We start from the raw sequence: 19,719 nt of genomic DNA on the forward strand, positions 1-19,719 counted from the left end.
TGGTGTACCGGTTAGACCGCCAGGTCTATGGCCGGGTAGCCAAGTCTGGAAGGGATAAACGCTGAAGGCATCTAAGCGTGAAGCCCCCCTTAAGATGAGAACTCCCATTCGAAAGAAGTAAGACCCCTTAAAGACGATAAGGTTGATAGGGCAGAGGTGGAAGTGCCGTAAGGCATGGAGCTGACTGTTACTAATCGGTCGAGGGTTTGACCTAAGGCATAAGTTGAATTTGGATAAAAAAAGGAAAATTTGTGTGTTCAGTTTTGAAGGTATGTGTTATCATATCTTTGTGGCCCGGTGGCTCAGCTGGTTAGAGCGCCGCCCTGTCACGGCGGAGGTCGTCGGTTCGATCCCGATCCGGGTCGCTTTTATAATATGGGGTGTTAGCTCAGCTGGGAGAGCATCTGCCTTACAAGCAGAGGGTCACAGGTTCGAGCCCTGTACGCCCCAGTTATAAAAAATATGGGTGGTTTCCCGAGTGGCCAAAGGGGACAGACTGTAAATCTGCTGCAGATTGCTTCGGTGGTTCGAATCCACCACCACCCAGTTCAGTTAATATATACTGGAGATTCAGAAGCCAGAAGAACAGGCCGATGTGGCTCAATTGGCAGAGCAGCTGATTTGTAATCAGCAGGTTATCGGTTCGAGTCCGATCATCGGCTTCGGTTATTTTTTCAACCAATCAATTTTATATTATCGCGGGATGGAGCAGTCAGGAAGCTCGTCGGGCTCATAACCCGAAGGTCGGAGGTTCAAATCCTTCTCCCGCAATTTGTGCCTAGTTAGCTCAGTTGGTAGAGCAGAGGACTGAAAATCCTCGTGTCTCTGGTTCGATTCCGGAACTAGGCACTTTTTTTTCGGAGCATTAGCTCAGGTGGTAGAGCACTTGACTTTTAATCAAGTTGTCCGGGGTTCGAGTCCCCGATGCTTCATACACTTCTAATAATTGCAACTCATAAGTGACAAGGAATAGAGTTATTCGGAAACGCAGACAGGATTCTCATGCTGATCACATGAGGGAGACTGGATGCGTTTTTGTTTTATGTAAGCGGCATTCGCTGATATTTCCTTTGGTTGATTTTTGATAACGCACAGGATATACTGTATAGGTCCAGTCGCAATGTTCTTGGTCCATGGGGAGCTTGCTCACCAGTGGGCAAGAACATTAGCGACGACAACAGGTATGAGCATGGAGCGGTGCAAAGCGACGCGGGAATGCTCATATGCGCGAGCAGTGAGCCACATCCGCTCACACAAAGTGTGAAGCGGTGGGGCGAACGCCGCGACAGACCGACGAAGTCGGTCACCTGTTAGCGGCACGGAAGCTGCGAAGCAGCGAAGTGACGCGTTGACATATACAGTGTCTGGCTTGATGTATCGTACGGCGGCATACTGTATAAATCAATTGACGAAACAGATAGAAGAGGATAGATAAATAAGAGGGGATTTATGAGACTGGAAGAGAGAGATCAGGATGAGTACAAAGAAGACAGAAAAGCCCGTAAGGCAAGAGAGAGGGCGTTGAAACGAAAGATCCTGATGATCATTTCGTCAATCGTGATCATTCTGGCAATCATAATTGTACTGATTCTTGTGGTTCTGCTGAAGGGAAGAATTGATGCGGAGAAGAACCAGATTGACAGTGAAGCGGTAGCGAGTCTGTCAATGACATATGTCGGAGAGAAAACGGAAACCAGTTCTTCCGTTGAAGATGTCAGCTCCGTTTCTTCGGATTCTTCAGCCGACAATTCGACAAAGGATCTTGGGCCGGTTCCTTCCATCGATACAAGCGCTCTTTCTAGCCCGGATGCTTATATGATTCGTGTAGAGGATAACGCACCTGTGATCGATCAAAACAGCACGGCAAGGATCTACCCGGCATCAATGACCAAGATAATGACCGTACTCGTGGCTATTGAAAATATAGATGATCTCAGTGCCACTTACACGTTTGATGGAACCGAATTTAATACTGCATATGCGCAGGGAGCTGCGACGGCGGGGTTTGAGGCAGGAGAGACCGTACCGCTTCTGGATATCCTGTATGGAATCATGCTTCCATCCGGTGCGGATGCCTGCTATGCGGTCTGTAATTATGTATCAGGGTCAGAGGCTGACTTTGTTGCACTGATGAACCAGAAGGCACAGGAGATCGGTATGACAGCAACGAATTTTGCGAATGCAACCGGTCTTCAGGATGAAAATCATTACTCCACCTGCCAGGATATGGCGAAGTTACTGGAATATGCAGTGAAGAATGATACTTTCAAGACTATTTTTTCTACACATATCTACACGACAAAGGCAACGTCTGTTCATAGCGCGGGAATCGCGCTTAGCAGCACGACTTTTATCAATCTTCCTTCGTCTACACTGGACAATGGGACAACAATTATCGGAGGAAAGACCGGTTACACAGACGAAGCCGGTCATTGTCTTGCGAGCCTTGCGAAGGATGCAAACGGGGTAGAATATATATTGGTTACTGCCGGGGCTGCGGGAGACGCGAACGCAACACCTCATATTACAGATGCTGTTACGGTATACAGCCAGCTTCCTGCATAAAGTCGCCGTGAAGCGGGCAGTTCTAATGATAAATTGTTGATAAGTGGACAAATTTGTGGATAACATATGAAAAATGTTGATAAATCATGTTTTACATACATGCTTCGGTGTGCGGATGGGTCACTGTATACCGGATGGACGAATGATTTGAAGAAACGGGTAAAAACACATAAGTCGGGAAAGGGCGGAAGATATACACACAGTCATCTTCCTGTGGAGCTGGTGTATTATGAAACCTTTGAGACCAGGACGGAAGCCATGCGCAGAGAGGTGGAATTGAAGCAGCTCTCAAAAATGGAAAAGGAAGAACTGGTAGAGAACTTTCCGGTAAGCAAGATAAATTTAATTTATGAATTTCATGTCACATGAGAATTCACACACATCAAAAACAGTTCTATTTAAAACAGCTCCATCAAAAAACAGCTCCATCAAAAAACAGCCACATCAAAAAACAGCCACATATTGTGGCTGTTTTTTGATGGAATACATTCAGATGAAAAGACCATTAAGACCGGGGCTCCCGGCACACATCGGGCAGCACATCCGCTGCAAAGCGGTCATGTCTGCCGGAACTGCCGGAAGAATCCGATATCAGTTCAGTTTGATTCCCTTCAGAAGAGATCCAAGGTTTGTGGAAATATTCTCTGACTTCGGAAGTTTGTAATCCTTCGGCGCAGCTTCTCTGCTGTCATCCTTCTCGTCTCCGCCTTCCTCCAGTGCCTTCATGGAGAGACTGAGCTTACCGTCCTTAACGGCGATAACCTTAACCTTTACTTCCTGACCCGGCTGAAGAACATCCTCTACGGATTTGATTCTCTTGCGGGAAATCTGTGAAATATGGACGAGACCGGAGAGACCATCTCCGAGATCGATGAACGCGCCATAGGACTGAATATTCTCAACCTTTCCATCCATCACGGTTCCAACCTCAATTGCGTTGATACGTGCCTTTCTTTCCTCGTTCTGTTTTGCGCGAAGCGGCTCAACGGCTGAAAGGATCAGACGTCCCTTCTGTTCATCGATTTCGCGGACAATGACCTGAATTTCCTTGCCCAGATAAGCATTCAGATCATCTACATGTCCGAGTGCAAGGCGTGATGCCGGAATAAATCCGCGGACACCTTCAACATTTGAGATAACACCTTTATTGACTACGCCGTCGACCGTGACGGTAAGGGGAGTTTTCTCTGTCTGATACTCTTTTAATTTTTCCCAGTTCGCTTCTCCCTCATCTTTAAAAGATGTGAAGGAGTCGTCGACTGCTTTGGAAAAATCTTCCATGGTCATGTTCTCATCTGCCATAATACAATCACCTCATATTTAAATTATTATTGAATTATTGTAGAATTTACTGCCGTCAGATTCTGAGAAAATCTACGAATTCAGGCAAATTCTTTTTCCAGTATAACATAGAATTGCAGTTGCTGAAAGTTAAAACTTTACCGTAAATTGAATCAATGGTATAGTTATTTAGAAGATATGTCGCATGATATTGCTTGATTGCAGGACGACGAATGGCCGTTTGCAGAGACGGGAACTCTCCGTAGGTAAATCAGAACGCTTCCCGTGCGGATCAGATATTGATATAGATATAGATCAGATATAGATCAGATACAGATCAGATATGAACTTTTCGAAAAGAGACAAGAGGCAGCATATTATGACAAAAAAGAATGAAGTGTATATTGTAGGGCACAGAAATCCAGATACGGATTCCATCTGTTCTGCTATTGCATATGCAGACATCAAAAACCGTTCGGATGACAGCAACACATATTACGCGATGCGTGCGGGTCAGGTCAATGAGGAAACGGAATTTGTACTTCGGCATTTTGGTGTTGAACTGCCCGGTTATCTTCCGGATGCTGGCACACAGGTAGAAGAAATAGAGATTCATAAGGTGCCCGGAGTGTCCGGAGATATTTCGGTCAAGAAGGCATGGGCATCCATGAAGGAACAGAACATCGTCACACTTCCGATCACCACGAAGAAAAAGGATCTTGAGGGCCTTATTACAGTAACAGATATTGCAAAATCCTATATGGATGTGTACGACAGCACCGTTCTTGCGCAGGCAAATACCCGATACAGCTCGATCGCCGAGACACTTGACGGATCAATCCTTGTGGGTGATGGAAACGGATATTTTAACAAGGGTCAGGTCGTAATCGGTGCGTTTCATCCGGATATGATGGGAAATTATATCCATGAGAATGACCTGGTCATCGTCGGAAACCGGGCGGAGGATCAGCTGTGCTGTCTTGACCTTGGAGCAAGCTGCATTGTGGTGGGACTCGGGGCACCCGTAGGTAAATCAATCCTGAAACTTGCAGAGGAATCCGGGTGTGTGATCATCAGCAGTCCCCATGATACCTACACGATTGCGAGGCTGATCAATCAGGCAATTCCGATCAAGCATCTTATGATGCGCGAAAATCTGATTCTGTTCCATATGGCAGATAAAATCGATGACATACAGGAAGTTATGAAGAACAGCCGTCACCGCGACTATCCGATTCTTGACGCGAAGGAAAAATATGTCGGCACAATATCGAGAAGAAACCTGATCGGAAGAACGGGTAAGAAACTCATCCTGGTAGACCACAATGAAAAATCGCAGGCTGTTCTCAATGTCGATGAGGCGGATATTCTGGAGATTATTGATCATCATCGCCTTGGTTCGCTGGAGACAATGGCTCCGATTCTTTTCCGGATGGAGCCTGTCGGGTGCACAGCCACAATTATGTACAAAATCTATCGGGAGAAGAACCTCGAGATTCCAGCCAAGATTGCGGGGCTCCTGATGTCGGCGATCATTTCGGACACGCTGCTGTTTCGGTCTCCTACCTGTACCCCGCTGGACAAAAATGTTGCAATGGATCTTGCCAGAATTGCCGGTATCAGCGACATTGAGCAGTACGCGTCCGATATGTTCCGCGCAGGCAGTAACCTCGAGGATAAGACAGCGGAGGAGATTTTTTATCAGGATTTCAAGAAATTCAATATTGAGAACAAAACCTTTGGTGTCGGCCAGATCAGTTCGATGTCCAGGGAGGAACTGGAGTTCATCAAAAATAAGCTGTATCCGCATATGCAGCAGGAATGTGGGAAGCATGAGATCGAGATGGTGTTCTTTATGCTGACCAATATCATTGATGAATGTACGGAGCTTCTGTACTTCGGTGACGGAGCAAGAGAGCTTATTGCCGAGGCGTTTCCGGGCAAGGAAATTCAGGAGGAAAGCTGTGTGCTTCCCGGAGTCATTTCCAGGAAAAAACAGCTGATTCCGTCCTTTATGCGTGCGCTTCAGGAAAATCAATAATGTGTTCGTTTTATGAAAATCAAGAATCCGGTAACAATGCTTCTCTCAGAGATATGAAAACGTTATGAGCTGCGGATTGCAAGTGCAGGGCACCTGCAATCCGCAGTTTTTCTCTGGAAGAGAGAGGCACGAGGATTTGTGGCCTCCGTTGAGACAGTGAGATGGGTGATAATTAATAGCCTCCGTTGAGACAGCGAGATGGGTGATAATTAATAGCATAGGTTCGGATAGTGATATGGATGATAATCCATGACATTCGGACAGATTGTGTATTTCCTTCAACTTATGTCATGAGAAAGTGAATTTTGTAAAATAAAACTTGCATTATATACTAAATAATAAGTATATTACGGACAATATATAACGTAAATTGAATAAACATGATTTTATTCTTGCATGATATATAACTACATGCTATAATCCAACACAGAACACAGACAAGGGCCCGCAGGGCCGTTTGTTGTTATTTTTTTATGAAAGTGTACAAATTTTAAGGAGGAACACAACCATGTCTTATGTAGACGACGTCTATGCAAAAGTTGTTGCCAAGAACCCGGCAGAGCCAGAGTTCCATCAGGCAGTAAAAGAATTCCTGGAGACGGTACGTCCTGTCATCGACAAACATGAGGAAGAGTACAGAAAAGTTGCTCTTCTTGAGAGACTGACAGAGCCGGAGCGTCAGATCCGTTTCCGTGTGCCGTGGGTTGACGACAAGGGACAGGTTCAGGTCAATACAGGATATCGTGTACAGTTCAACAGCGCGATCGGACCGTACAAGGGAGGTCTTCGTTTCCATCCTTCTGTATATTTCGGAATCATCAAATTCCTTGGTTTTGAGCAGATCTTCAAGAACAGCCTTACAGGTCTTCCGATCGGCGGAGGCAAGGGCGGTTCCGATTTTGATCCGAAGGGCAAATCAGACAGAGAGGTTATGGCATTCTGCCAGAGCTTCATGACAGAGCTGTATCGTCATATCGGAAAAGATACCGATGTACCGGCCGGTGATATTGGTGTCGGCGGACGTGAGATCGGATTCCTCTATGGCCAGTACAAGAGAATCACAGGTCTGTATGAAGGAGTACTTACCGGTAAGGGACTGAGCTACGGCGGTTCTCTCGCAAGAACAGAAGCTACCGGTTATGGTCTGATTTACTTCACACAGGAACTGATGAAGATTAACGGCATTGATGTCGCAGGCAAGACAGCTGTTGTATCCGGTGCAGGTAATGTTGCGATCTACGCAATTCAGAAGGCACAGGAGCTTGGCATGAAGGTTCTTACCTGTTCAGATTCTACCGGATGGGTTTATGATCCGGATGGCATTGATGTAAAGGCTCTGAAGGAGATCAAGGAAGTCAACAGAGCACGTCTGACAGAGTACAAGAAGTATCGTCCGAACAGTGAGTATCATGAGGGACGTGGAGTGTGGACAATCAAGGCAGATTTTGCATTCCCGTGTGCGACACAGAACGAGCTGAACCTTGACGATGCAAAGACACTGGTTGCTAACGGAGTAACTGCTGTATGCGAGGGTGCAAACATGCCTACCACTCTGGATGCGACAAATTACCTCAAGGAGCACGGCGTTATCTTCGGACCGGCAAAGGCTGCAAATGCCGGTGGCGTTGCTACATCTGCACTTGAAATGTCTCAGAACAGTGAGCGTCTGTCCTGGACTTTCGAGGAGGTTGACGCAAAGCTCAAACAGATTATGATCAATATCGTACATAACATTGACGCAGCAGCGAAGGAATACGGCAAGGCAGGAGATTATGCTGCAGGTGCCAACATCGCAGGCTTCAAGAAGGTTGCAGACGCAATGATGTCTCAGGGCATTGTCTGATCAGCAACAGAGCAACAAATAGGAACAGTAAGCGGGACCGGAGAAATCCGGTCCCGCTTACTGTATAAGTCCAGTCGCAATGTTCCTGGCCTACGGGGAGCTTGCTCACCAGTGGGCAAGAACATTGCGGCGACAACAGGTATAAGCTCTTCGAAAACGCAGACAGGATCGTCACACGCAAAGGATGCACAGACAACAGAAATATCCTGCAAACAGAAATAACTTGCAAACGGACGGGTTAACGGGTACAATCTCTCTATTCTGATTTAGCTCAGATGATCTGGCTGTTCGCAAGTTGATTATCCGGCATCCTTGTTTCGGTTTCCCGGGGAAATGGAGTTGTCATGAAAAATAATATTGTGCTGATTGGAATGCCTGGAGCAGGCAAGAGTACACTGGGAGTAATTCTGGCGAAGGAGCTCGGATATCAGTTTCTGGATACGGACCTTCTGATTCAGAAAAGGGAAAAGCGTCTGCTAAAGGACATTCTGGAACAGGATGGAGTTGACGGGTTTCTTCGGATTGAGAGTGAGGTAAATGCCGGACTTCAGGCAGAGCGGTCGGTGATCGCCACAGGTGGAAGTGTCGTTTACAGTGAGGAGGCAATGAATCATCTCAGAGAAATCGGTACGGTTCTTTATCTGAAGCTTCCCTATCGCCCTCTTACACGCCGTCTGGGAAATCTCCACAACCGCGGGGTTGTCCTCAGAGATGGACAGACATTGAGGGATCTCTATAAGGAGAGAAGTGTTCTTTATGAAAAATATGCGGACATCATTGTTGATGAGTCCGGAAAAGATATTGAAGGTACGCTGGTTCTGGTTAAGAACGCGTTGAAGGAACAGGGTTGCTTTACAAAAGATTAAAAGTAGGTTAATATGGTGACGTAAATGCGCTTGTGCCTGCAATTATCGTTTTTGTATGAGTGCAGGCAGATACTGTGGAAATATCAGGTAAAGAAATCGTGTCATACGGTAATTACAGTAGTCATCGAATATCTAATCATCATTAACAGCGATTACAGTAGTCATCGAATACAGTAATCATCACAAACAGTGATTTCAGCAGTCGTCATATTCAGGTTTGTATCGCTTTGGATGATAAAATGTAAGGATCGGTTTTTGTACCGTTGCATATTGTATACATAGAATAAGTACGGCGGTCAGGGGAGATATGACAGTCGGAAATATCGAGGTGGAGAATGGATAAGTATGTAATCAAGGGAGGCAATCCTCTTGTCGGAGAAGTAGAGATTGGAGGAGCCAAAAATGCTGCGCTTGCTATACTTACAGCTGCAATAATGACAGATGATCCGGTTACCATTGAGAATATGCCGGACGTAAGTGATATTAATGTACTGCTTGACGCAATTTCCGTTATTGGCGCGACCGTTGACCGCCTTGACCGCCACTCTGTGAGAATCTGCGGGAATACCATTGGTTCTGTCAGTGTGGATTATGAATATATCAAGAAGATCAGAGCGTCGTATTATCTTCTGGGAGCGCTTCTCGGGAAGTACAAGCATGCGGAGGTTCCGCTTCCGGGAGGCTGCAATATCGGAAGCCGCCCGATCGATCAGCATCTGAAGGGATTCCGTGCGTTGGGTGCCAGCGTGGAGATCCGTCATGGTGTTATCGTTGCGAAGGCAGAGAATCTTCACGGCGCGCATATTTTCATGGATATGGTTTCTGTCGGAGCCACCATCAATATCATGATGGCAGCGGCTCTTGCCAGAGGCAACACCATCATCGAGAACGCGGCGAGGGAGCCCCACGTGGTTGACACAGCCAACTTCCTGAACAGCATGGGTGCGAATATCAAGGGCGCCGGTACCGATGTGATTCGTATTCGCGGTGTGGAGTCGCTCCACAGCACAAATTACGCGATTGTTCCGGATATGATTGAGGCCGGCACATACATGATGGCTGCAGCGGCCACCAGAGGGGATCTTCTGATCAAGAATGTTATCCCGAAGCATCTGGAGGCGATAACAGCGAAATTGCAGGAAATCGGCTGTGATGTAACGGAATTTGATGATGCGGTTCGCATCTCCGCAAAGCATCGTCTGGGCAAGACGCATGTGAAGACGCTTCCGTATCCGGGATTTCCGACCGACATGCAGCCACAGATCAGCGTCACCCTTTGTCTCGCAAATGGTACCAGTATTGTGACAGAGAGTATTTTCGAAAATCGCTTCAAGTATGCCGATGAGTTGGCACGTATGGGCGCTTCCATTAAGGTGGAGGGCAACACAGCAATCATCGACGGCGTGGAGGGCCTCACCGGAGCAAGAGTAAGCGCTCCTGATCTGCGCGCCGGAGCAGCTCTTGTCATCGCAGGAATGGCAGCGGAAGGCATCACCGTTGTCGATGATATTGTCTATATCCTGAGAGGATATGAGGATTTCGACGCAAAGCTCAGAAATGTCGGAGCGGAAATAGAACGAGTGTCTGATGAGCGGGAGATTCAAAAGTTCCGTCTCAGAGTCGGATAAAAAATAATCTTTTCTGACAGATGTGAAATCAGTGTGTGGCACGATGTATCGTATGGGCGTTTACTGAATAACAGAATGCCCGTTTGAGCGGAGACTGGTTGGACAATTTATTTTCGGTGTCTAAATACGTGGTATTTTTCAGGCAATCGGCTTGACGGGCTATATCAAAAGCGTTATCGTATAGCACGAAGTTGTGAAAACTGCATATTGCTTTCTCTTATTCAGAGTGGCGGAGATACATAGGATCTGTGAAACCACGGCAACCCCGGAGACGGAAGGTGCCAACCTGAGCGAGATACTCGAACAATAAGGGAATTGGTCGGCGGATCCAATTCAGTACTTGTTGGGCCGCTTTTTTGTTCCCGGCAATCCGGGAGCAGAAGCGATCAGCTGCAAACAGGGAATAAGCAAAGACTTGCTGAAAGTCGAAGAGGCAAGGCAGTTCATACGATGACCGGCATCTGCCGGAGGTCATTACATATTGGTCAGGACGTCAGTCCTGAAACAGAAGGAGAGACAAAATGGAGAAGAGATTATTTACATCCGAGTCTGTTACCGAAGGTCATCCGGACAAGGTCTGCGATGCTGTAAGTGACGCGATCCTTGATGCCTGCATGGCACAGGATCCGATGAGCCGTGTGGCCTGTGAGACGGCTGCATGTACCGGATTTGTTCTTGTAACCGGTGAGATCACTACAAAAGCCAAGCTTGATATTCCTGCCATCGTCCGTAAGACAGTGAATGAGATCGGATACAATGATGCAAAGACCGGTTTTGATGGAAATACCTGCGCGGTTATGGTTGCGCTGGATCAGCAGTCTGCCGATATTGCGATGGGCGTTGACAAATCCCTGGAAGCAAAGGGCGGCGCACAGGAAGATGATCTGGACACAGGTGCCGGCGATCAGGGTATGATGTTCGGATATGCCTGCAATGAGACTCCGGAACTTATGCCGTATCCGATTGCTCTGGCACACAAGCTGGCACTGAAGCTTACAGAGGTTCGCAAGAATGGAACGCTGAAGTATCTTCGTCCGGACGGCAAGACACAGGTGTCCGTAGAGTATGATGAGAGCGGAAAGCCGGTGAGACTTGAGGCAGTCGTTCTTTCTACACAGCATGATGATGACGTAAGCCAGGAGCAGATTCACGCGGATATCAAGAAATATGTATTCGATGAGGTTCTGGACCCGGCAATGGTAGATGACAAGACCAAGATCTATATCAATCCTACCGGCCGCTTCGTCATCGGAGGACCTCACGGTGACGCAGGTCTGACAGGCCGGAAGATCATTGTAGACACCTATGGCGGATATGCTCGTCACGGCGGCGGCGCATTCTCCGGTAAGGACTGCACAAAGGTTGACCGTTCCGCAGCTTATGCGGCCAGATACGTCGCAAAGAACATCGTTGCGGCAGGACTTGCAGACAGATGTGAGATTCAGCTCTCTTACGCGATCGGTGTCGCAGAGCCGACCTCAATCATGGTCGACACCTTCGGAACCGGTAAAGTATCCGATGAAAAGCTTGTAGAGATCATCCGCAAGAATTTCGACCTTCGTCCGGCCGGAATCATCAAGATGCTTGATCTTCGCCGTCCGATCTACAAGGCGACAGCTGCTTACGGACACTTCGGACGTACCGACGTGGATCTTCCGTGGGAGCATCTCGACAAGGTAGAAGCGATCAAGGCAAGCCTTTAATCGGCTGTGGATTGACGCGGCAGAAGGGGGACGTGCCCTGATCGGGCGTCAGAATATGCAGAAGAACGCATTCGGGGAATATCGCGATTGCGTCATGGAATACAGGAATGGTTCTTCTCCTGGTCTTAACAGACCGGGAGAAGAACCATTTTTTTACGCGAACAGTGAGCCGCAGCCGAATGCGAAGTATTCGTGTGCGGCGAGCGCCGCGATAGCGAGATAAAACTCGCGCAGCGTGTTTTATCTCGTTCAAAAAGATTTCAAAACTCGCAGATCGTGAGTGTGATATACTGAACGAAGAGTGGTGTAGTGTTGCGCAAGTTGCGGAGTCGTAAGTGCTGCGGGCGAAGTGAGGCAAAGGGAAAAGAGGCTGCGGTTTTGGAAGAGGTGCGGGCGCAGCTGAGGTAAGGAAAAAAAGAGGCTGCGGCACCAGGAGCGGTGCAGATGCATCGGAAAAAAACATAATAGCGGAAAAAGGAACAGAGAACATTGATTTTGAAGCGAAAGAAAGAAAAAACAGCCATGGATCTCCGGACGCGGATCGGAATTGCTTTTATTCTGGTAATTCTGATACCGGTTCTGCTCTGCAGCGCAGTGTTCTATGTGCTGATGAATTATAAAGTAAGGCAGCTGGGCAGACAGTATGGGATTGACAACCCGGGAATGGAGAGCCTGTATAACAATGCGCTGCTGATTTCGAAGACTCTCGACGAGACGCTTTCCTCGGTGCAGCACACGCTTGAGAACGATCCGGACAGGATGGAAGATAAGAAGTATCTGAAGGAGCTGAATGAAACGCTCAGCGGAAATGGAGCATTCATTGTGGTGCGGAAGGGAAACGCCATATATTATAACGGCAGCACGGATCTTTCGAACGCGGAGCTGCTGTCGCAGCTTCCGTCATCGGCCGACGGGATATCCGGAAATGAGGAGAATGGAGAAAATTCCTATATACAGGTTCGGAACCAGGCAATGCTCAAGCAGATCAGCTTCCGATTTTCCGACGGCTCAAGAGGAAGTATTTTTCTGATCAGCATGCTGAACCAGCTGGCGCCGGAGATCAAAGGGGCAATGACGGAGACGATACTGCTGATTATCGTGATTCTGAGCTTTACGAGCATTGCGATGGGTATCTGGATCTATCGGGGGGTCATCATCCCCATCAATCAGCTCAAAAAGGCTGCGCAGAATATCCGTGACGGCAATCTGAATTTTGTGACGCAGAAGAGCGGAATCAAGGAGATGGATGATCTCTGCGATGATTTCGAGGAGATGAGAGTACGGCTGAAGGAATCTGCCGAGGAGAAAATCCGTTTTGACGCGCAGAATCGTGAACTGATCAGCAATATTTCACATGATCTGAAGACACCGGTGACCGCGATCAAGGGTTACACGGAAGGACTGATCGACGGCGTGGCAGCCACGCCGGAGAAGCAGCAGCGGTATATCCGCACGATTTACAATAAAACCATTGAGATTACGAGGCTGATCGACGAGCTGACCATGTACTCCAAAATCGACACGAACCGGATTCCGTATAATTTTCAGAAAATCCATGCGTCCTCCTATTTTGAGGACTGCCGTGAGGAACTGAGCATGGAGCTGGAACAGCAGAATATCCGGCTGAATTACAGCAATGATCTGGTCGATGATGCCGTGATCATAGCAGATCCGGAACAGCTCCGCCGCGTAATCAACAACATCGTAGGCAATTCCGTGAAATATATGGACAAGGATCCCGGAATCATCAGCATCCGCCTGCGCGACGTCGGTGACTTTATACAGGTGGAGATCGAAGATAACGGGAGAGGAATCAATCAGAAGGATATACCGAGAATTTTTGACCGGTTCTACCGCAGCGATCAGGCAAGAAGAGCCAGAGGAGGCAGCGGAATCGGACTTTCCATTGTCAAGAAGATCATCGAAGATCACGAGGGAAAGGTTTGGGCAACGAGCAGGGAGGGCGAAGGAACGGTGATTTACTTCGTGCTTCGTAAATATCAGGAGGGAAGACATGAGTAAAATTCTAATCATTGAAGATGAAGAATCCATAGCAGAACTGGAGAAGGATTATCTGGAGCTCTCCGGCTTCGAGGTTGATATTGAGAATGAGGGAGACAAGGGGCTGAAGAGGGCGCTGGAGACCGATTATGATCTGTACATTCTTGACCTTATGCTTCCTGTTGTAGACGGATTTGAAATCTGCAGAAAGATTCGTGAGAAAAAGAACGCGCCGATCATCATCGTGTCGGCAAAAAAAGATGACATTGACAAGATCCATGGTCTCGGACTTGGCGCAGACGATTATATGACGAAGCCGTTTTCTCCGAGCGAGATGGTGGCGCGGGTCAAAGCGCACATGGCGCGGTATGACCGCCTGGTGAGCAGTCAGCCTAAGAATGACATTATCGAGATACGCGGGATCCGGATCGACAAGACGGCCAGAAGAGTCTGGGTGAACGGGGAAGAAAAGACATTTACCAACAAGGAATTTGACCTTCTGACTTTTCTGGCGGAGAACCCGAATCATGTGTTTACAAAGGAAGAACTGTTCCGTGAGATCTGGAACATGGATTCCGTCGGAGATATTGCGACAGTAACGGTGCACATCAAGAAGATCCGGGAAAAAATCGAATTCAATACAGCAAAACCGCAGTATATTGAGACGATATGGGGTGTCGGCTACCGTTTTAAAATATAAGCCGGTCACAGGGACCTATGTATGCGCGTGTATCGGATTAAGAGCAAAGGCGTGCAGATAATCCGGACCGATTTGCGCCGGGTGATTATTGTCACCCTAAAAAATAAAACAGGTTGACAATGTTCTTCGTTGAATTTATACTCAAAACTGTTTAAAAACAGGAGGAGAAAAATCAATGAAGAAGAACACAGTAAAGGATCTTTGTATGATCGCTGTTTTTGCGGCGATCATCAGTATCGTGGGACAGTTCAGTATTCCGCTTCCGGGCGGCGTTCCGATGACGCTGCAGACGTTGATCATCGCGCTGGCTGGCGCAGTTCTCGGATCGAAGAAGGGATTCTGGTCAACGGTTATCTATATACTGATTGGTGCAATCGGTGTTCCGGTGTTCGCAGGATGGACAGGCGGAATCGGGGCGATCATGGGAATGACGGGTGGATTCCTTGTTTCCTTCCCGCTGATTGCGCTGTTTACCGGTCTTGGAGATGAAATCGGCGTCCGCCTTTCCGTGTCGGCGGGCGCGCGGGGCAGAAAGGTTATTTCCAGCGTGAGCCTTCTGATCGGCGTTCTGGTCGGCTATGTTGTAAACTATGCAGTGGGTTCTGTCTGGTTTATGGCAGTCGCTCAGTCAAATCTGGCTACGGCGCTCACGGCATGCGTGATACCCTTCATTCCGACATCAATCCTGAAGGCGGTTCTGGTGCTGATTCTCGGTCCGGTTCTGAAGCATTCTTTGGAGAAGGCGCATGTTCTGGAGGTCAGACGCACAGCTGCTGTCTGAATTCATTAACTTGTCAGTAGAATAAAAATACATAATGTGAATCGGGTGTTACCGTGTTTTGTGTCATTTTCGGAATACAAAATGTGAATCACGAGCGAACGCGTTTACCTCATTTCATTTTGGAAGGAGCATCGGTGCTATGGAGACAGACGGCCGGAAGGCGGATATGAGACTACGTCCCCATCATCTGCTGTGTACGCAGGGTTATGAGGGAAAAGGCTATGATGAAAATTTTGTCAGAGGGATGACGGATTATGTGACACGCATGCGCCGGGAAGAGAGCTTTTGTGTTGAGATCACCCTTCATCCGGATGATATCTGTGCCGCCTGTCCGAATCTCAGGGATCCTGAGCATTGCGTGAGCGATGACAAGGTGCTTGCCTTTGACCGGAAGGTTCTGGAATTGTTCGGTCTGAAGGAGGGAGAGACCTACAATTATCAGAAGCTGATACGGGACATTGATGATCATATGACTCGGGAAAAACTGCATTCCATATGTGGAACCTGCAGCTGGTATCCGGTCAGCCTGTGCCGGGACAGAATCCTTGGCATCCGGACAGAGACAGATCTGTAAAATGCGTACTGCTCCTTTTATTTTACAGAAAATATGCTTGAGTATGACTTAATATTCGTGTATCATGAGATAAAGGGCTATGTTACAGACATGCCAGGAGCTGTATTGATCCACATGCCAGAGCTGCAGATGAAAAGGAGGCACAGAAATGTTATTTTACAGATGTGATGGATGCGGAAACTTTATTACTTTTCTGACAGAGAAGACGGCTTGCACGCCGAAGTGCTGCGGCGAGACAATGAAGGAGCTTACACCGAACACAACGGACGCGGCGACAGAGAAGCATGTGCCGGTTGTCAGTGTTGAGAACGGAACGGTTACGGTCAAGGTTGGAAGTGTGGCACATCCGATGCTGGAGGAGCATTATATCCAGTGGATCATTCTGGAGACAAAGAACGGATTCCAGAAGAGAGATCTGAAACCGGGAGATAAGCCGGAAGCGGTCTTTGCGCTCGCGGATGGAGAGGAACCAGTCGCGGCATATGAATACTGTAATCTGCACGGACTCTGGAAAGCGGAGATCTGATCACAGTGACAGTACGGCACAAAAAAGGAGCGGCGATGCCGCTCTTTTTTGTATCCGGACTCTTACATACACTATGTGTGCGGTGATTCTGTATAAGTCCGCATGGGTATGGAACTATGCGACCGGACTTATGCAGTATGATGTTTTGAAACTTTTTTGTCGATACTCAGAATCTCCTGCTCCGGGTTGTATACCACCTTGATGTATGCGGAGACAGACGGTGCACCGGCGCGGATTGCGACATGCTGGCATTCCTTTACCACGTCCATCAGCTGGTCGTAGCTGTCTCCTTCGATGGCGGTCTCGAAAGGCCCCACATAATAGCTGAGGCCGGTGCTCTTGATGTAGGCGATAACCTCATCTACAATCCGGATCAGCTCTTCATCGTTGTCCACATCTGGTAATGTCTGAATGGCTACACTTGCCTTCATTTCTTTTTTCCTCCTTTTCCCTTTTCAACATCTTCGTATTCAACAGCCAACAAGGAAATCGTCCGCCGCAGGTGGATATCTGCGTCTGTCGGCATAAAAATGCAGCAGCGCCGGAATGAATCAGGCACTGCTGTATCAAGGATGAAGAGCGGGTTTTCTACGGAAAAATCCGGTGATTCTCTTTACGCTTCCTACGCTGGCATGATCCAGATCAGGTATAAGGGTCACAGACAACATCTGTATCTCAGTCCTTTCCGGCGGACTCCCCTGCTGTATTTTTATATTTTAGTCACTTTATTTTTCAGTGTCAATCCTGTGTGGTTAAAGACAGGAAAGTCGTTAAATGGTGATTTTGTCTTCTTGCCGCAGATTTAAAATGGAATCCGGTGGCTTCGGTGGTATAATGTGCAGGTATGAGTTTGAAAGCGGGTTTGGGATATGACGAAGGATATGACGAAAGGGCCGATTCTAAAGACCCTGATACTGTTTACAATTCCCCTGGTTCTGGGAACGCTTCTTCAGCTTACCTATAATGCGGCAGACAGCATGATTGTGGGGCGGTTTGTCGGAAAAACAGCGCTCGCGGCAGTGGGTACGACAAATCCTCTGGTTACGCTGGTTCTGCTTTTCACAAACGGGATCTGCCTCGGGGCGGGAATACTGGTGAGTACGCTGTATGGAGCGGGAAAGAAGGAGGAGCTGCGGAGACAGGTAAGTACGGGAATGATCTCGGGGTGCGTTTTCTCCGTGGCAGTCGCGGCTGTGATGTTTGTGGCAGCGAAGCCGCTTCTGATGGCGCTGCAGGTGGAGGCGGTCATTCTTCCGGAGGGAGTCTTCTATCTGAGGATCATACTGTTCGGCATGTTCTTCAGCTTTATCTATAATTATCTGGCCAGTATGCTGCGCGCGATGGGTGACAGCGTCTCTCCGCTGATTTTTCTCGGTGGAAGCGCGGTACTGAATATTCTGGGAGATCTCTTTTTTATCGCGTTACTTCATATGGGAGTGGAGGGCGCCGCAATCAGTACGGTGATCTGTGAGGCCCTCAGTGCGGTTCTCTGTTATTTCTATATTCAGAGGAAGGTTCCGGAGCTTCGGCTCGGAAAAAAATGGCTGATCTTTGACTGGTCGATGCTGAAGAAAACCCTTGCGTTCGGTTTTGTGAGTGCGCTCCAGCAGAGCACGGTTCAGATGGGAAAGATCGGAACCCAGACCATCGTAAATACGCTCGGGGTAAACGCGACGGCGGCTTTTAACGCAACGAACCGGGTGGATGATTTCGCGACAATTCCCCAGCAGAATATCGCGCACGCCATGACCTCGGTGATGGCGCAGAATGTCGGAGCGGGGAATGCGCCGAGGGTGAAGCGGACATATCGTGCCGGAATGTATTGCGAGCTCGTTTATGGCGTGGTGATCGGTGCTGTGGTGTTTTTGGCGGCGGGACCGCTGACCAGGCTGTTCACTTCGGACCCTGAGGTCATCGCGGAGGGGCAGCGCTATATGCGGCTCATCGCGGTCATGTATCCGGTTCCCGCGTTCACAAACGGACTTCAGGGATATTTTCGGGGAACGGGGGATCTGAAGGTCACGTTATATTCCAGTCTGATCAACATGGGAGTCCGGGTCGCATCGGAAATACCGATGGTGTTCGTGTGGCACTGGGGATTCATCTCGATTCCATGGTCGTATCTTCTCGGATGGATCGCGATGAGTATGTTTGAGCTTCCGTTCCTGATCCGGCGTCTTCGCCGGATGGGAAAGAGGCCGACAAACGAGAGAGCGGAGACAGAGTAAGGAGCCGCGGCGCGGATCAGATGTCGTAACGCAGGAGAAATGTGCGGCTTGGATCAGATGTTGTGACGCAGGAGAAATGTGCGGCGTGGACCAGATGTTGTGACGCAGGGAAAATGCGCGGTGCGGACCAGATGTTGTGACGCAGGGAAAATGCGCGGCATGGACCAGATGTTGTGACGCAGGAGAAAGGCCGCTGTGTGGGCTGAAGCCGCAGCTCGGGATGAGGTCATGATACAGGACGAAGCCGTGTGAGGTACCGGGTGTATCGGTGACCGGTGGAGAGTGAATATGGGTACAATTTTTTACATTATGGGAAAGAGCGCAAGCGGGAAGGATCACATATACACTGCACTGCTTGCCCGGTCGGAGCTGAATCTGAAGCCGATCGTGCTGTATACCACAAGGCCGATGCGGCAGGGGGAAGAGAACGGCAGAGAATATTATTTTTCAGACGAGAGGCATCTGGCGGAATTGAGAAAAGCCGGGCGGATCATTGAGGAACGTTGTTATCAGACGGTCAGCGGACCGTGGTATTATTTTACGGCGGATGAGGGGCAGATTGATCTGAAGAAGAGCGATTATCTCGGAATCGGTACGCTGGAATCCTATGAGCAGATGGTGCGGTATTACGGAAGAAAAGTCATGGTGCCGGTCTATATTGAAGTAGACGATGGAATCCGTCTGGAGAGGGCACTGCGGAGAGAACGGAAGCAGAAGCAGCCCCAGTACGAAGAGATGTGCAGGCGCTTTCTGGCGGATCAGAAGGACTTTTCCGGGGAAAAAACAGCGCGGGCCGGCATCACCAGGCGGTTTGAAAACAACGGAATGATCCAGGAATGCATCGATGAAATCGCAGGCTTTATCCTTTCGATAAAACAGCGCCGGTCATGATGCCCTGACAGAAGAAGAATGCCGACAATCATGCGCAGGAAGAAAAAACGCTGCCAGTCATCATGTTCAGATAAGGGTCCTGTAAACGATC

At 48.5% G+C, this 19,719-nt stretch carries 16 protein-coding genes, 7 tRNA genes, 1 rRNA gene and 2 riboswitches; of the genes, 22 read left to right on the forward strand and 2 right to left on the reverse strand.

Annotated features, from left to right (window positions below; translation table 11 throughout):
* From ACTQZS_RS10490 to ACTQZS_RS10535, 10 genes are all read left to right on the forward strand, one after another.
* Positions 1-214, forward strand: a 23S ribosomal RNA gene (locus ACTQZS_RS10490); the annotation flags it as partial.
* 77 nt (positions 215-291) lie between these two features.
* Positions 292-365: transfer RNA gene (locus tag ACTQZS_RS10495), tRNA-Asp, on the forward strand.
* Positions 366-377: 12 nt separating this feature from the next.
* Positions 378-450, forward strand: a tRNA-Val gene (locus ACTQZS_RS10500).
* 14 nt (positions 451-464) lie between these two features.
* Positions 465-546, forward strand: a tRNA-Tyr gene (locus ACTQZS_RS10505).
* 43 nt (positions 547-589) lie between these two features.
* Positions 590-662: transfer RNA gene (locus ACTQZS_RS10510), tRNA-Thr, on the forward strand.
* A 35-nt stretch (positions 663-697) separates the two neighbouring features.
* Positions 698-771 (forward strand) — tRNA-Met (locus ACTQZS_RS10515).
* A 5-nt stretch (positions 772-776) separates the two neighbouring features.
* A tRNA-Phe gene (locus ACTQZS_RS10520) sits at positions 777-849 on the forward strand.
* 10 nt (positions 850-859) lie between these two features.
* Positions 860-932: transfer RNA gene (locus ACTQZS_RS10525), tRNA-Lys, on the forward strand.
* A gap of 517 nt (positions 933-1,449) precedes the next feature.
* The gene (locus tag ACTQZS_RS10530; protein ID WP_441475755.1) at positions 1,450-2,565 is read left to right on the forward strand and encodes a D-alanyl-D-alanine carboxypeptidase family protein; all 1,116 of its coding nucleotides are present in this window, start codon (positions 1,450-1,452) and stop codon (positions 2,563-2,565) included.
* A gap of 66 nt (positions 2,566-2,631) precedes the next feature.
* Positions 2,632-2,934 carry a GIY-YIG nuclease family protein gene (locus ACTQZS_RS10535; RefSeq protein WP_441475756.1) on the forward strand — a complete coding sequence of 101 codons (303 nt, stop codon included), beginning with the start codon at positions 2,632-2,634 and terminating at the stop codon, positions 2,932-2,934.
* 222 nt (positions 2,935-3,156) lie between these two features.
* Here the strand turns inward: ACTQZS_RS10535 and ACTQZS_RS10540 are convergent, their stop codons facing one another.
* Positions 3,157-3,867, reverse strand: a complete 711-nt coding sequence (locus tag ACTQZS_RS10540) for a S1 RNA-binding domain-containing protein (protein WP_441475757.1) — start codon at positions 3,865-3,867, stop codon at positions 3,157-3,159.
* A 358-nt stretch (positions 3,868-4,225) separates the two neighbouring features.
* Here ACTQZS_RS10540 and ACTQZS_RS10545 point away from each other — a divergent pair, with 358 nt between their 5' ends.
* The 10 genes from ACTQZS_RS10545 to ACTQZS_RS10590 all read left to right on the forward strand — a co-directional run bounded on the left by ACTQZS_RS10545 (position 4,226) and on the right by ACTQZS_RS10590 (position 16,509).
* Complete coding sequence (locus tag ACTQZS_RS10545) at positions 4,226-5,887, forward strand: putative manganese-dependent inorganic diphosphatase (protein ID WP_441475758.1); 1,662 nt, start codon at positions 4,226-4,228, stop codon at positions 5,885-5,887.
* A gap of 508 nt (positions 5,888-6,395) precedes the next feature.
* Positions 6,396-7,730: an NADP-specific glutamate dehydrogenase gene (gene gdhA / locus ACTQZS_RS10550; RefSeq protein ID WP_441475759.1), complete on the forward strand. Its 1,335-nt coding sequence runs from the start codon at positions 6,396-6,398 to the stop codon at positions 7,728-7,730.
* 344 nt (positions 7,731-8,074) lie between these two features.
* Positions 8,075-8,596 (forward strand): shikimate kinase, encoded by a 522-nt coding sequence (locus ACTQZS_RS10555; protein WP_441475760.1) that lies wholly within the window; start codon positions 8,075-8,077, stop codon positions 8,594-8,596.
* Positions 8,597-8,931: 335 nt separating this feature from the next.
* On the forward strand, positions 8,932-10,224 hold the full coding sequence (locus tag ACTQZS_RS10560) for a UDP-N-acetylglucosamine 1-carboxyvinyltransferase (RefSeq protein ID WP_441475761.1): 1,293 nt from the start codon (positions 8,932-8,934) through the stop codon (positions 10,222-10,224).
* Between the two features lie 214 nt (positions 10,225-10,438).
* Positions 10,439-10,537, forward strand: a riboswitch (SAM riboswitch).
* A 208-nt stretch (positions 10,538-10,745) separates the two neighbouring features.
* Positions 10,746-11,927: a methionine adenosyltransferase gene (gene metK / locus ACTQZS_RS10565; protein WP_441475762.1), complete on the forward strand. Its 1,182-nt coding sequence runs from the start codon at positions 10,746-10,748 to the stop codon at positions 11,925-11,927.
* Between the two features lie 522 nt (positions 11,928-12,449).
* Positions 12,450-13,949, forward strand: coding sequence for an ATP-binding protein (locus ACTQZS_RS10570; RefSeq protein ID WP_441475818.1), 1,500 nt, complete (start codon positions 12,450-12,452; stop codon positions 13,947-13,949).
* On the forward strand, positions 13,942-14,628 hold the full coding sequence (locus ACTQZS_RS10575; RefSeq protein ID WP_441101315.1) for a response regulator transcription factor: 687 nt from the start codon (positions 13,942-13,944) through the stop codon (positions 14,626-14,628). Before ACTQZS_RS10570 ends, ACTQZS_RS10575 begins: the two co-directional genes overlap by 8 nt.
* A gap of 175 nt (positions 14,629-14,803) precedes the next feature.
* Complete coding sequence (locus tag ACTQZS_RS10580; protein WP_441475763.1) at positions 14,804-15,409, forward strand: biotin transporter BioY; 606 nt, start codon at positions 14,804-14,806, stop codon at positions 15,407-15,409.
* A 139-nt stretch (positions 15,410-15,548) separates the two neighbouring features.
* Entirely contained in the window at positions 15,549-15,983 is a 435-nt protein-coding gene (locus tag ACTQZS_RS10585) for a DUF1284 domain-containing protein (RefSeq protein WP_441475764.1), read from the forward strand.
* Between the two features lie 148 nt (positions 15,984-16,131).
* The gene (locus ACTQZS_RS10590; protein ID WP_441475765.1) at positions 16,132-16,509 is read left to right on the forward strand and encodes a desulfoferrodoxin family protein; all 378 of its coding nucleotides are present in this window, start codon (positions 16,132-16,134) and stop codon (positions 16,507-16,509) included.
* Between the two features lie 128 nt (positions 16,510-16,637).
* On the opposite strand, the gene ACTQZS_RS10595 is transcribed toward ACTQZS_RS10590, so the two are convergent.
* A complete protein-coding gene (locus ACTQZS_RS10595) occupies positions 16,638-16,940 on the reverse strand; it encodes a thiamine-binding protein (RefSeq protein ID WP_441475766.1) in 303 nt (100 codons plus the stop codon).
* Positions 16,941-17,111: 171 nt separating this feature from the next.
* Positions 17,112-17,219, reverse strand: a riboswitch (TPP riboswitch).
* 159 nt (positions 17,220-17,378) lie between these two features.
* On the opposite strand from ACTQZS_RS10595, the gene ACTQZS_RS10600 reads away from it, so the two are divergent.
* Complete coding sequence (locus ACTQZS_RS10600) at positions 17,379-18,737, forward strand: MATE family efflux transporter (RefSeq protein ID WP_441475767.1); 1,359 nt, start codon at positions 17,379-17,381, stop codon at positions 18,735-18,737.
* Positions 18,738-19,025: 288 nt separating this feature from the next.
* Positions 19,026-19,628: a guanylate kinase gene (locus tag ACTQZS_RS10605; RefSeq protein ID WP_441475768.1), complete on the forward strand. Its 603-nt coding sequence runs from the start codon at positions 19,026-19,028 to the stop codon at positions 19,626-19,628.
* The last annotated feature ends 91 nt before the right edge of the window (positions 19,629-19,719 follow it).

Origin of the sequence: Bilifractor sp. LCP19S3_H10, assembly GCF_052119185.1 — a bacterium.
Lineage (GTDB): Bacteria > Bacillota > Clostridia > Lachnospirales > Lachnospiraceae > Bilifractor.

Coding starts and splice junctions, on each gene's coding strand:
- ACTQZS_RS10540 (WP_441475757.1), bottom strand. CDS start 3,867: ATGGCAGATGAGAACATGACCATGGAAGATTTTTCCAAAGCAGTCGAC.
- gdhA (WP_441475759.1), top strand. CDS start 6,396: ATGTCTTATGTAGACGACGTCTATGCAAAAGTTGTTGCCAAGAACCCG.
- ACTQZS_RS10605 (WP_441475768.1), top strand. CDS start 19,026: ATGGGTACAATTTTTTACATTATGGGAAAGAGCGCAAGCGGGAAGGAT.
- metK (WP_441475762.1), top strand. CDS start 10,746: ATGGAGAAGAGATTATTTACATCCGAGTCTGTTACCGAAGGTCATCCG.
- ACTQZS_RS10555 (WP_441475760.1), top strand. CDS start 8,075: ATGAAAAATAATATTGTGCTGATTGGAATGCCTGGAGCAGGCAAGAGT.
- ACTQZS_RS10595 (WP_441475766.1), bottom strand. CDS start 16,940: ATGAAGGCAAGTGTAGCCATTCAGACATTACCAGATGTGGACAACGAT.
- ACTQZS_RS10535 (WP_441475756.1), top strand. CDS start 2,632: ATGAAAAATGTTGATAAATCATGTTTTACATACATGCTTCGGTGTGCG.
- ACTQZS_RS10530 (WP_441475755.1), top strand. CDS start 1,450: ATGAGACTGGAAGAGAGAGATCAGGATGAGTACAAAGAAGACAGAAAA.
- ACTQZS_RS10570 (WP_441475818.1), top strand. CDS start 12,450: ATGGATCTCCGGACGCGGATCGGAATTGCTTTTATTCTGGTAATTCTG.
- ACTQZS_RS10560 (WP_441475761.1), top strand. CDS start 8,932: ATGGATAAGTATGTAATCAAGGGAGGCAATCCTCTTGTCGGAGAAGTA.
- ACTQZS_RS10580 (WP_441475763.1), top strand. CDS start 14,804: ATGAAGAAGAACACAGTAAAGGATCTTTGTATGATCGCTGTTTTTGCG.
- ACTQZS_RS10575 (WP_441101315.1), top strand. CDS start 13,942: ATGAGTAAAATTCTAATCATTGAAGATGAAGAATCCATAGCAGAACTG.
- ACTQZS_RS10590 (WP_441475765.1), top strand. CDS start 16,132: ATGTTATTTTACAGATGTGATGGATGCGGAAACTTTATTACTTTTCTG.
- ACTQZS_RS10600 (WP_441475767.1), top strand. CDS start 17,379: ATGACGAAGGATATGACGAAAGGGCCGATTCTAAAGACCCTGATACTG.
- ACTQZS_RS10585 (WP_441475764.1), top strand. CDS start 15,549: ATGGAGACAGACGGCCGGAAGGCGGATATGAGACTACGTCCCCATCAT.
- ACTQZS_RS10545 (WP_441475758.1), top strand. CDS start 4,226: ATGACAAAAAAGAATGAAGTGTATATTGTAGGGCACAGAAATCCAGAT.